This is a genomic window from Metaplanococcus flavidus (assembly GCF_042675885.1).
Lineage (GTDB): Bacteria > Bacillota > Bacilli > Bacillales_A > Planococcaceae > Planococcus > Planococcus flavidus.
This window is the reverse complement of record NZ_JBHTKI010000008.1, coordinates 514828-527554: the sequence shown is the minus strand read 5'-3', so window position 1 is coordinate 527554 and position 12727 is coordinate 514828. Positions and strand designations below refer to the sequence as shown.

The 12727-nt window shown below is 42.6% G+C and carries 11 protein-coding genes; 9 read left to right on the top strand and 2 right to left on the bottom strand.

All coding sequences use genetic code 11. The annotated features are described in order from the left end of the window. Positions 1–35 precede the first annotated feature (35 nt). Positions 36–917, bottom strand: coding sequence for a UV DNA damage repair endonuclease UvsE (gene uvsE / locus ACFQ1X_RS07530; RefSeq protein WP_144838001.1), 882 nt, complete (start codon positions 915–917; stop codon positions 36–38). A 95-nt stretch (positions 918–1012) separates the two neighbouring features. On the opposite strand from uvsE, the gene ACFQ1X_RS07525 reads away from it, so the two are divergent. Both ACFQ1X_RS07525 and ACFQ1X_RS07520 read left to right on the top strand, forming a co-directional pair. Beyond that, positions 1013–1177, top strand: coding sequence for an SRPBCC family protein (locus ACFQ1X_RS07525; RefSeq protein WP_379081962.1), 165 nt, complete (start codon positions 1013–1015; stop codon positions 1175–1177). An 8-nt stretch (positions 1178–1185) separates the two neighbouring features. After that, positions 1186–1497: an SRPBCC family protein gene (locus tag ACFQ1X_RS07520; RefSeq protein ID WP_144837999.1), complete on the top strand. Its 312-nt coding sequence runs from the start codon at positions 1186–1188 to the stop codon at positions 1495–1497. 473 nt (positions 1498–1970) lie between these two features. Here the strand turns inward: ACFQ1X_RS07520 and ACFQ1X_RS07515 are convergent, their stop codons facing one another. Beyond that, positions 1971–2729, bottom strand: coding sequence for an NRDE family protein (locus tag ACFQ1X_RS07515; RefSeq protein WP_144837984.1), 759 nt, complete (start codon positions 2727–2729; stop codon positions 1971–1973). Between the two features lie 471 nt (positions 2730–3200). Here ACFQ1X_RS07515 and ACFQ1X_RS07510 point away from each other — a divergent pair, with 471 nt between their 5' ends. From ACFQ1X_RS07510 to ACFQ1X_RS07480, 7 genes are all read left to right on the top strand, one after another. Next, positions 3201–4868, top strand: a complete 1668-nt coding sequence (locus ACFQ1X_RS07510; protein ID WP_144837982.1) for a sensor domain-containing diguanylate cyclase — start codon at positions 3201–3203, stop codon at positions 4866–4868. Between the two features lie 346 nt (positions 4869–5214). Then, positions 5215–8520: an ATP-binding protein gene (locus ACFQ1X_RS07505; RefSeq protein ID WP_144837980.1), complete on the top strand. Its 3306-nt coding sequence runs from the start codon at positions 5215–5217 to the stop codon at positions 8518–8520. Positions 8521–8541: 21 nt separating this feature from the next. After that, positions 8542–9237 (top strand): response regulator transcription factor, encoded by a 696-nt coding sequence (locus tag ACFQ1X_RS07500; RefSeq protein ID WP_144837978.1) that lies wholly within the window; start codon positions 8542–8544, stop codon positions 9235–9237. Between the two features lie 201 nt (positions 9238–9438). Next, positions 9439–9861, top strand: coding sequence for a DUF4870 domain-containing protein (locus ACFQ1X_RS07495; protein ID WP_144837976.1), 423 nt, complete (start codon positions 9439–9441; stop codon positions 9859–9861). A gap of 65 nt (positions 9862–9926) precedes the next feature. After that, positions 9927–11051 carry a phenylacetate--CoA ligase family protein gene (locus ACFQ1X_RS07490; RefSeq protein ID WP_144837974.1) on the top strand — a complete coding sequence of 375 codons (1125 nt, stop codon included), beginning with the start codon at positions 9927–9929 and terminating at the stop codon, positions 11049–11051. Beyond that, positions 11032–11172: a hypothetical protein gene (locus ACFQ1X_RS07485; RefSeq protein WP_379081955.1), complete on the top strand. Its 141-nt coding sequence runs from the start codon at positions 11032–11034 to the stop codon at positions 11170–11172. Before ACFQ1X_RS07490 ends, ACFQ1X_RS07485 begins: the two co-directional genes overlap by 20 nt. 344 nt (positions 11173–11516) lie before the next feature. Further along, a complete protein-coding gene (locus tag ACFQ1X_RS07480) occupies positions 11517–12662 on the top strand; it encodes a YeiH family protein (RefSeq protein WP_144837972.1) in 1146 nt (381 codons plus the stop codon). Positions 12663–12727 lie beyond the last annotated feature (65 nt).

Genomic DNA, 12727 nt, shown 5'->3' with positions numbered 1-12727 from the left:
GGCAACGCTCTTTTCAGCCGGTTTTCCATTTCAGTTTATTTCTTTGCCTTTTCATCCAATGTTTTAAGAAACGGCAATACAGATTGTTCTTTTAATTTGGCTTCGAACATGATATCCGCATCGGTGCCGCCAAGCAACATTAATAATTCGTCAAAATCTTTTTCTGACACCAGCTCGTGATGGCGAAGATCCGTGAAACCTTCCTTGCCGCTGCTGATATGGATTTTCGGTGTGCCGTAACCTTTCCAGGTAGCTAAGATCTCAGCAAAATCGAGCGCTGTTCCGTCATTATTGCAATTATGATGATGGATATCAAAGCAGATCGGAACGCCGCACATTTTATGGACATCCAAAACATCACGTATGGTGAAGGTTTTATCGTCGTTTTCAAGGCGGACGCGTACACGGACGGATTCCGGCAATGCCAGATAAGTTTCTGCAAACTGCTTTTTGGCCTTGTCCTTATCGCCATAAGCTCCACCGGTATGGATGATTATGTCGTTGCCGCCCATCAAAGAAATCAGCTTTTCGTGGTAAATGAGGTCTTCAATAGCTTTTTCAACGACTTCCGGTCTTGGTGAATTCAACACAGTGTATTGTCCCGGGTGAACTGAAACACGCATCTGATGTGTTTCAACAATGTCACGAATCTGGCCGGCAATAAACAGGAAATCAGGGTCTTCCCACCAGATCCAGGTGTTTACCGGATGTGTCGAAAGCGGCACGATGGAGCTGGATGCCCGGTAAAAATAAATATCATTGGCAAGATTCCAATTGATGATGTCAAGTGTCGTCTGCATGTTTTTCAAAGTCAGTTCTTTGATCTTTTCAACGCCTTCTGATTGAGCAGTGGCAAGCCGCAAAGTCCGAAAAACGCTTTTCAACTCTGTGTTCATGCATGCATATCCTAATCTCATTTGCTTCACTCCCTGGAGTTTGTATACCCAAAATTCTGTTACAATATCCGTAGAAGATATTGGATAATTAAAATGTTGATATTGGAGGAATGATGATGCGCGCAGAAATCACGCAACAGGATGAAGGCTATAAGGCAGTATTTGAACGGACTTTGGATCACAATACAGACAGTGTCTGGAACATGCTGACAGACAACAGCCGTTTGGCGCAATGGTTTGATGAATTGCGGATAGGTGAAGCCGAAAAGATGGGAAACTGACTTTTGATATGGGAGAAGGAAAGTCAGAGGAATTAAAAATCACCGATTACGAAGAAGGGCATGTCCTCGCTTTCGAGTGGTGGGAGGATCATGTGCGATTTGAAGTGGAAAAGAAAAACGGGGAAAGCGTACTTCGCCTTGTGGAAACAATCCAGCGCGTCACACCTCAGACTGCCAAAGACTTAGCGGGCTGGCATGTCTGCCTGGATGTCATCGGAGCGATTCTTGATGATAGAAAAATTAACCGCGAAAACGAGTGGCAGCATTGGCACGAGGAATACAAACGTCTGCTCAACAGCATGACGGTGGAGTTCGAATGAATTAAAAAGGATTTCCGAAATATATTGCGACATAGAAGGTCTTGGACTTTGATGTCTCTAGCTTGTTGAGAAAGATAAAATGTAAACCGATATTGCGCAAAACAGCTTGCTTGCCTGGGGGCTTGCGCTGAGCTAACTAAAAACTCGTGCTCCTGCATCGCTGCGCTGCTTCGTCGCAAAGAGTTGCCCTCGCAGGCTTCGGTCAACTCTGCGCTGTTTTGCTCCATATCTCAGTTTGCTTTCTATAAAGGAATATCTTTTTAAGTTTTTTTCAAGAAGTAGGCACTCTAATTCTACTCAGAAGAACCAGAATAAAGCGACAGGTGGTGAAGAGCATCGGTTTTCAACGCGAGTGAAAGCTCAGGCGGCTCCCCGCGGAAAGCTTCCGCCTAGAGCGCAATGATTAGAGAAGTTGTCGGTTTCTCGACAGCCTGGCGACATAAAAGGTCAACACCTTTTATGTCGCTTTCTTTTTACGATACAGAAAACTGAAAACGCTGCTGGTTGCTGAATTCGCCTTTTTCATACGTACGTTCAGCAAAAGTTACATTATTATCATAATCAACCAGCAGCACAGTCGCTGAGCGGGTGCCGTATTCCGGGGTTTTGATGAATATTGGGGACAGGATGCGTTCGAATTCAAGGCCAACGCCTGAAACTGGCAGATGTGGATCGGCGGCTTGTTCCGAATCCCGCAGCAGCTCGAATAATGAATCAGGATCCACTTCATTTGCATCGTTCAAATAACTTTCCATGCTTTTTTTGCCTTTAACCACTTTGGGCCAGGGAGTATTGAGTAAATGATTGCTTAAGCCGTGAGTGCCGGGAGAGATTTTAATGATTTCTTGTTGAATGTTGCTGTAATAATAGAGATTATCCAGATCACCGAGCAATATGTTAAAACCGGTGTAGTCTTCGGGCTTGATTGCTTCCAAAAAATTTTCCGGCAGGGAATCCACAGCCAAATAATCCTTTACCAATGCACCGCGTGAGATTTTTCCTGTTTCGGGAAGAGAAGGATCCCGGTAATTGGTCAATGCAGCAAAACGGCCGGATTTGGTTACGCCGAGCCAAGTTCCCATTTGCTGTAAATCCCTTCCTGCGAGAAGGTCAGGATGATCAACCCAAAAATGAGCTTCCGCGGCAGGCCGGCCATAAAATTCATCCCGGTTCGCGGCCACAATCAACTTATACTTATGGTGTTGCCGGTATTGAAAAAGAATCAGACACATGCGCATGGCCTCCTTTCCTACTATTATATAGAAGGAACAGTGAGCTGGACAGCTTATGGATTTGTCTCCAGGGAAATTTAATAAGTGCATTTGTTTTAGGGAAAAGAAAAAATTGCTGATGTTTATCCTGATTTAATGAGTCATCCTGAATAAAAGTTAAAAATAATCTTTTATTACAGTGATATTAGGGATACAAATGTGAGCTGGCGGCAGAAGGGTGAGAAAAGTCCGAAGAAGTCGGGGTTCTAAAAGAAAATTTCTGTGCGTGTTTCCATGATATTAGTTTGATAAACTATTGGAAATAGAGGAATTTGAGATAAAATATTTAGAAGAAGACAGAATACCGAATCATAATTATAAAAAAAAAGTGGGACTATAGGTACATTTTAACTTTAATCTGATAAACTATATAAAGATATACAAGCGAAGATTTATATAACAGGAACAAAGGCATGGGAGGGGGGCAGTTATATGATTCAAGGTGCGGAGTCATTATCTTTTGAAAAGGCCTTAATGGATGGGGTTCAGGAAATGGTCTTTATCGTCCGAGTTGAAAAAGGTGAGTTTTTTTATGAATTCCTGAACAAGTCGGCAATGCAGAAGACGGAATTGGATGAATCGGCAATAGACAAGACATTTTTTGAGACACAAACTCTTGAGGTGGCGGAATTGGTATATTCCCAGTACAAAAAAGCATTGGAATCTGGAAATCAAATCGTATATGAAGACAGTTACTATGATCCCGCTGGAAATTTGCTTTTTTCTAAAACCCGCCTCACACCCATGTTAAACGATGATGGTGATTGCACCCATATTTTCAGCATTGTTCAGGATATTACCAACGAAGTGGAAGCGAAACAGGAAAGTATGGAGGCGTGGAAAAAACTCGAAGAAAGCCGCTCCTATTACCATTCCCTGTTTGAACATAATGCCGATGCAATTCTTACTTTGGATCTAAATGGACATATTAGAGGAGCAAACCCTGTTGGATTGAGGCTGAGTGGAATGGCGATGGAAGATTTGAGCGGCCGGCGTGTTCTGGATTTTGTTGTCCCCGAAGATCGCAGAAGAACATTGAAAAATTTTCGGAAAGCGAAAAACGGGTTTTATACGAATTTCCGGATTACCATCAGCCAGAAAAACAATTCCCGTCTCGGAGTTTTGGTGAAATTCATTCCCATAAAAATTCGTGAAGCGACAACCGGCTTTTATTTGATTGTTAAAGATATGCGTGAATTGGATCAAATGGTCGAAATGTATATGGAAAGTGAAAGGAACTTCCGGGTGATTGCGGAAAATGCCAATGACTTGATCATTTTGATCAATCATCGAAAGGAATATTTGTTTATTTCTCCATCACTGGAAACTATTTTTGGTTTTACTCCTGAAGAATATAAAGGCAAAGAGCCTTTCCACAATATTCATCCAGATGACCTGAACGGGCTTTACAGCACTTTAAGTTCATCTATTAAAAGTGGTGAAATTTGCAAGATGCGCGTCCGTGTCGCCCATAAAAAAGGTGACTGGATCTGGTCGGAATTGCATGGGACCCCAGTTTTTGACGACAATAATTCCTACAGCCACATGGTCATGATTGTTCGCGATGTATCTTTGCAAAAAGACTATGAAACAAAGCTGGAGTTTTTCGCCTACCATGATCCCTTGACTGGAATGCCAAACCGGCGTTTTTTCCAGGAGTCCCTGGAAAAAACGTTATTGGATTACCATAGAAAAAAAAAGGAATTTGCTGTATTGCTGCTGGATATCGACAAGTTCAAAGGAATTAATGACAAATGGGGACACGAGACAGGCGATGCGGTTATCAAAGAATTCGGCAGAAGGCTTCAAGCCGGAATTTGTAAAGAAGATTTGGCGGCTCGTCTGGGTGGCGATGAATTCATCATTTTATTGCCTGGGGCAGAAAATCCTGAATCAGCGATGAGAGTTGTTGAAAAGATCAGGAAAGCGATGAAGTTGCCCTGGATATTCGAAAATGCCGTACTGGAAATATCTACGAGCATAGGAATGACGATGCCTAAACCTGAATCGACTTTGTCTTCCATCTTGAAAGAAGCCGACAAGGCCATGTATGAAGAAAAAAATTATAAAAAACACTATTTTGATAACGACCGTTTGTAAGGTTTAATGCCTGCAGACGGTTTTTTTTGTATGACTTGTAAAATTTGTGGGAATAAAGTAATGATTGAATTTTATGAATTAAAAATATTCACTTTTTATATGCTTAATGGTATGATATGTATAACTACAAGTCCTGAAAAAATACCATTATATGTATTTTTAATTATAATTTTTCTTGATTTTTTAAAATTATTGTCAATGTCGTACCTTGCAGCTCAATATCTCAGATACTCTCTCAGCTAAAGCTTATCTTCCAGCGCCAAAACGTTTATCATGTTCATTCTTTGATTAAACTGATATAGCAACTTTAATTATTGGAATTTTTAGATATTTGAGGTGTGTGCAGATGAGCAGACTTTATAGGGAAAACCCGTTGATCATAAAGTTATCACTGGTGTTGCTGCTATTGTTTCTATTAGCTGCGCCAAGAACAGAGAATTCCGAGCAGGCAACTACGGACGGTGCCATTATATTAAACGGCTCGATGGATAAGAGGGACATCGATCAATCGATTTTTATTCTGAAAGACAACAAGCAGTCTTACACAATCGAAGATGTAACAATGCCGCCTGTACAATGGGGATTTATGCCAAACGCACAAGGTGTGGTCAATAAGGGCTTTACGGAAGCAGCTTATTGGATTCAATTTAACGTCAAAAACAGAGCTGAAGAAAAAGAATGGCTTCTTGAATTGCCGGTCCCCTGGCTTGAAAATGTGGTGCTTTACACTCCTCTTGGTGACGGTACGTATTCAATAAAAGAGGCTGGAAGAGACATAGCTGTCTCTGAAAGAGATTATTTACATCTCCATCATGTTTTTGATCTTGAATTCGGCGACCAGGAGTACACGACTTATTATTTGCAAGTTAGATCTGACGGACCGTTGCAACTGCCTTTAACAATATGGGAAAAAGATGAATTCCAGTCCCATTCACGTGCTATTACTGCATTAGTTGGCCTGTTGTCAGGTATTGGAATAGTTGGCACGATCTATTACCTCAGCCAATTTGTCAGACACCGGCAAAGGAGTTATCTATATTTTCTTGTTTTCGCCTTATCGGCCTTTTGCGGTCTTTCTGCCATGGCAGGTCTGACATTGTCCAATATTTGGCCGGAAACACCATTGTTTAATTTAAAGATTGTTTATGCGAATATCGGCATCACCAGTATATTCGCACTTCTCTATACAGAAAGTTTCCTGGATACAAGGCGACATTTCCCGGCTTTAAGAAAGGTCATCAAAATATTCATAGCAGCAAATGCAGTTTTGATGCTGTTGCTGTTCATTTTCGATGAAATTATTATGCCGTTCCTGCCTCTTACATTGCTTGCCAGTGCAGCACTGATGCTCGGGGTATCTGTAGCAAGCTGGAACAAGGGATTAAAATATGCGCGTTATTATACCGCAGGATCGGTACTTTTCCTGTTGGGCTCGAGCATTGCAATTTTACTGCTGTTCGGGATTTTTCCTTTGAGCATTCAAGCAGAAAACACAGTATACCTTTCTGTCGGAGCCTCTATTTTCCTTTCGGCATTTTCGTTGTCTGACAAGCAGGCATCAGCTGTTAACGAGAAACTGGAAAGGGAGAAAAAAGCTATTGAACGCCAGCGGCTGGCGATGGAATCACTTAAACACGCAAACGAACGGAAAGATGAATTATTGGAAATAACTTCCCACGGCCTCCGGACGCCTCTTTACGGTATGATAGGCATCGCGGAAACTTTGCAGGAATCAAATGCGGCTAAAATTTCCCCGACTGTAAACCAACAATTGGAAACAATTGTTTCCAATGGTAAAAAACTCGCGCATATGATTAATGCGATGCTGGATCTTTCCAAACTTAAACAAAATTCACTTGATATTCATGTGGAGCCTGTGAAACTCCATGTGCTAATCGGAAACGTACTCGAAATATGTCAGCCGCTGATGAAAAATGATAATGTACGTCTCTATGAAACCGTTTCTCATAACCTTCCGGAGGCGATTGCAGACCCCGACAGGTTTCGACAGATTCTTTATAACCTTGTAGAGAATTCCATCAATCACACTGACTCGGGAGAAATCGTCATTTCAGCAAAAAAATCAGGCAGACAATTGCTGGTGTCTGTCAGGGACACCGGTAAAGGAATTGAACAGGACCAACTTTTAAAATTATTTGAACCTTTCCATAAAAACAAAGACCGGCAACTGGAAAACAAGGGTGGTTCCGGTATTGGACTGAGCATTGCGAAACGTCTAGTGGAGTTGCACGGAGGCTGGTTGAAAGTGGAATCAGCTGTAGGTTCGGGCTCAACCTTCAGTTTTACTTTGCCCGTCTATGGGGCAGACGAGAAAGAGGTGGCTGCAGAAACAGAAATTTTCGCAATCGAAGAGCTCAGTGCCGCTGAAGTTGCGGAAAATGTTACAGCACGCAAAAAGAGTGCAGGACAAATATGTGTACTCGTGGTCGATTACAAAGAAGTCAATAGAAAAATATTGATTTATCAGCTTCAACAGGAGGGGTATTCTGTTCTTGGTACCAGTACAGGGCTGGAGGCAATCAGGCTGTTGGAAAATCAGGAAATCGATCTTGTGGTAGTTGACTGGTTCCTGGCAGATATGAGCGGGAATGAATTATGCCAGCATATACGAATGGATTATACTTTGACCGAACTGCCAATTCTCATGTTGTCGGAATTGGCCGGGGTGCAGGAGAAAAAGGATGCCTTTTCAGCCGGCGCTAACGATTATCTTTTGAAGCCATGTGATAAGGAAGAATTTTTACTCCGGGTCGAAACTCTTTCAAACCTCCGGACATTGACGCAGGAAATCACGAGTCTGAATTACTTTTTGGAGCGCAATGTAAAAGAACGAACAATGGCGCTTGAAATTACAAATATGAACCTGGTTACGGTGAATGATGAAATACAGGAAATGGAAAAATCCCGGAATGAAATGCTATCGACAATTTCGCATGAACTGGGTACGCCCATCACTCTTATCCACAGTTATATCCAGGCTGTCAAAGAAAGCATTATTGACGAAAAGAACCCGCGCTACCTGGATATGATCCATAACAAATTGTTGATGTTGGAGAGACTGACAGAAGACCTTGTGGAATTGGCAAAGTACAAATCGGGCAATATGACATTGCGCTTTGAAAGTGTTCGGGTTGCAGATTGGCAGGAACGGCTAATTCAAGGAATGGAAGCGGATGTTACCCAGAGCGGAAGGGTTTTTGAATACATCGAAACAAGCACAGAAGAATTGCAGGAGGGCTATCTCCTGTCAATCGACGTCAACAGGATTGACCAGGTCTTTTCGAATATTCTCTGGAACGCAGTGAAACACACTTCATCCATTGACGGGAAAATTTCTATAAGCACAGAAATTATCAGCAGGGACAAAAAAGATGGAATCCTTGATCCCGAGAACTTTGACGGTGAATTGATCATCAAGATTTCAGACACCGGCAATGGCATTTCAGAAGATATTCTGCCGCATATCTTTGACAGGTTCTTTAAAATGGACGTCCCGAACAAGCAGCAGGGAAGCGGCCTTGGCCTGGCGATTGCCAAAGAAATCATCCTTTCGCATAAAGGTGAAATTTGGGCTGAAAGCAAAATAGGGAAAGGAAGCACTTTCTATGTTGCATTGCCTTTGACAATATAAATCAGCTGGAGGAGTGATTGAATGAGTGAGGCAACTGTATTGATAGTCGAAGATGAAGAAGGCATCCGTGAATTGATCCGTCTATTCCTCATCAAGAAAGGATATCGAATTATTGAAGCGGAAGATGGTTACGAAGCAATGGACCAACTGGAAAAGGAAGAAGTGGATTTAATTCTTATGGACATAGAAATGCCTGGGATGAACGGGCTGGAAACCTGTGAACAGATCAGGCTCCAAACGAAAGTACCTATTCTTTTTGTCAGTTACCTGAAAGACCTGAATCATAAAATCCAGGGACTGGAAGCAGGTGGGGACGATTATATCACCAAACCCTTCGATTTCAATGAACTTGAAGCCCGCATTAAAGCAATCCTGCGGCGCAATGGCTGGACAAATGGAGAAGAGAGTAAGTTGGCTGTGCTGGAATATGAGGATCTTCAAATTCACCTGGATGCCCGGGAGCTTTTCGTCAGTGGAAAACCGGTGAAATTGTATCACAAGGAATTCCAGCTCCTGTTGCTGTTGGCGCAAACACCAAACAGGGTGTGGACAGCGGAGCAATTGTACGACCGTATATGGGGTTATTACTCGGAAGGAGATATCCAGACTGTCAAAGTCCATATCAGCAATCTAAGAAGAAAAGTGGAAAGAGATCCAGCCAAACCGGTATACATACATACCGTCAGAGGATTTGGCTATAAATTCACAGTTCACTGATTTGACAGGAACAGGTTAAAATAACTTGTATTTCAATCTCATAAATATAATTAGCTGAGGATGAGTTGTTCCTTAGCTTATTTGTGATATATAAATAGTGTCATTTTCTAAATTATCAGAAAATAAATCTCTTTTAACGTGATTTTAACCTTGTCTGAGTAGTATTGGCTTATATGAATTAAGAGTGAAGGAGGAACCCGAGTGGGTGAAAATGATTTTAAATTGCCGGAAGAAAAGCGGATACAGGATTTTGAATGCCAGACTGTTTTCAAGCGGCCAACGAATTCCAACATACGGTTGCCGGCGGAAACTTCCTTCGGGCTATCGGAGAATGTCGCAGGTTCACTAACCTATTTATTTGGTTTTATATCAGGCTTTCTCATGCTGATAATGGAACGTGAAAACCACTTTGTCCGATACCATGCCCTACAATCAATTTATATTACAGTAGTTTTTGTGAGCGTGTATTTATTGTTGGGAGCGTTGCCGATTATCGGTTGGATTTCGACTATGGCTCTAATATCGGCAGGGATGGTCCTGTGGATAATTTTAATGTTGGACGCATATAAAGGCAGATATACCAGGATGCTTTATATCAGTGACTTGGTGAATAAACAATTATGACCGGATAACTTATGATGAATGATAAAGAGGTATAACGGAATTAAAAAAGTTTAGGAGGTAAACGGATGCAAATCCAGCAAAGTCAGTTTTATGAAAAAATACCGATCTTCCTTCAAAACATATTGACCAGCTGGAACGGTTACCGGAAAACACGCAGCCGTTACGGCAATATCTATTATTCTTTTCTGATCGAATTGGAGAAACATCAATACCTGAATGAAAAATACACGAGAATGTACCAGGATCAGGAATTACAGCGGCTTCTTCATCACGCCATCGAACGGAGCCCATTTTACAGGGAATTCTATAAGGATATTGACATTGAAAAGATTAAAACCACAAATGACATGAAACTTCTTCCCGTACTTGATAGAGAAATGCTCCTTCAGAACATCCAGAGTGTTTATACCGTGAGTGTAAATGATGCAGTGGAAAGTGAAACAAGTTCTGATAAAGGCAGAGTGTTGAAACTATTGTTTACAAAAGAAGATGTTCAAAAGAAAAAAGCGTTCCTTGACTTTTTCAAAAAACAGCATGGAGCAATTAACCTGGAAATGAAAAGGGCTTCCTTCAGCTCCGGAAGATTCATTCCGGATAATCAGCAAACCAAGATTTTCTGGAGAGACAATTACTTTGTCAGACAGCGAATTTATTCCAGTTACAATTGCACCCAGGATAATGCAGCGGCATATATCAAAGATCTTGAAAAATACAAACCCGATTTCATCGACGGCCTCCCGTCTGCTATATACGAACTGGCAAAATACATCAACCGCAATAAGCTCATTCTTGCATTCAAGCCGGTTGCCATTTTTCCAGCAGGGGAAGAGGTCCAGCCCCATTACCGGGCAGAGATTGAAGAAGCATTTGATTGTCCGCTTAGGAACCGTTACAGTGCAACAGAAGCAGCCCCTCTGATTATGGAATGCGTTAAAGGAAAAATGCATTATAATCTTTTATCAGGCGTGATTGAGACGACTGAAGAAGGAAATATGATTGTTACAAATTTCAGCAGCTATGGCACGCCGCTCATCCGCTGTGAGATAGGCAATCGGGTGGATTTGCCTGATAAGGGTACAGTTTGTGAATGTGGGTCAGTCCATCCCATATTCGAAAAGATTCATCCCAGACCATATCAGCAGTACAAGATAGTAAAGGGGGGGAGCCCCATTGCCGCAATATTATCCTGAAGCGGTGGAAAAGTTTCCGGGCACATTGAATAAATTCAGGCTGTTAATTAACAGATCTTTCACTTTTAAGAAACAAACCGGAGTTGCGGCCAAATCAGATGCAGCCATGAAGCGCGTCTGAGAACATTCGTAAGTTGAAAATTTCAGCAGGAATACAACAAAAGATGGGGTGCTGCGATGAAACCATTGAATGCAGGCCGCTTTCGAACTGCTCATCAGCAAGCAACCAAGGTGTCAGGACAGAAGAAGCGCATACAAAGGTAATTTAAACCTTCAGAAGAACCTTGGCTTGATTTTGTTGTGTGAATCAACAGCTGTGAAACCGTGTAGAGACAGGCAATACCGTATGACCAGGCCGAATGGGGCCTGGTTTTATTCGTTGCACCAACTTTTCCGCCCTCCGTGACCAAGTTATTGATGATATTATGGGTAATATAGTATTAACCGGGACGGAGAGGCGAGTATATGGTGAAGAAAGAAAATGTTGCATATAAATTCTTGAAGTACTTTCAGGGCTTGCTGCTCAGTGCTGGTGTCATGATTGCTGGAATTTACGCTGCAGGACAGACTGGCATCTTATTGGTCGCGGGTGGCATCATGCCAGAGGGAAGTGCGAGTCCGATATCTGGAATTTTCACTGCCATACTGCTCGGCATACTGATTCGCAATGTCATCGGGCTACCGGCAGTTTTTGACGCAGGCATTGACTTTGTGGTGAAATATGCATTACGCGCAGGAATCATTCTTCTCGGTCTGCGTCTGAGCCTGAGCGAGGCGTTAAAATTGGGAGCATGGGGCTTGCCGCTGATCATTGCCTGTATCGGGACCGGCTTGTTCGTGACTTTGTATTTCACCCGCACATTGAATCAGTCAAACCGGCTTGGCACATTGATTGCCACCGGCACCGGGATATGCGGAGTCACAGCTATAATGGCAACGGCACCTGTTATTAAAGCAAAGGAAAACGAAATTTCCTATGCAGTTGCCAACATTACGATTTTCGGTTTGATCGGCATGCTGTTTTACCCGTATCTCGCACATTTCTTTTTTGCGGACGATCCCGTAAAAGCCGGGCTGTTTCTGGGAACCGCTATCCATGACACCGCCCAGGTCACCGGAGCGGCATTGATATATGCACAGGTTTTTGGGGCAAATGAAGTCATCGATGTCGCAACGATTACAAAACTGACACGCAACGTTTTCATCATTGCGGTCATTCCGTTTGTTTCCTACCTGTTTTTCCGTAATCGGAAGGGTGATGGAAAAGGGGGCGAATTGCCGAAATGGTATAAGCTGTTTCCGTTATTCATCCTTGGATTTCTGCTCCTGTCGCTGCTGCGTTCGATAGGTGACGCGACTGCAGTATCCAACGGCCAGGCTTTTGGGGTGTTGTCGCCAGGAGCATGGGAGGAATTCCACAGTTTCTGGAGTTCGTTCGGTTCCACGTATATGTTGGGCCTCGCTATGGCAGGTGTGGGATTGTCGACGAACCTGCGGGCTTTTAAAGGAATGGGAATCACACCGTTTTATATCGGGTTGATTGCGGCGGTTTCTGTCGGCTCGATCAGTTTGCTGTTGATTTGGCTGTTCGGTGATTTAGTGGCAGTTTAGCGATGCGGCTGCCATCTGATCCATGCATATATACGGAAAAGTGTTTATGCGTTTTTTGATTCCCT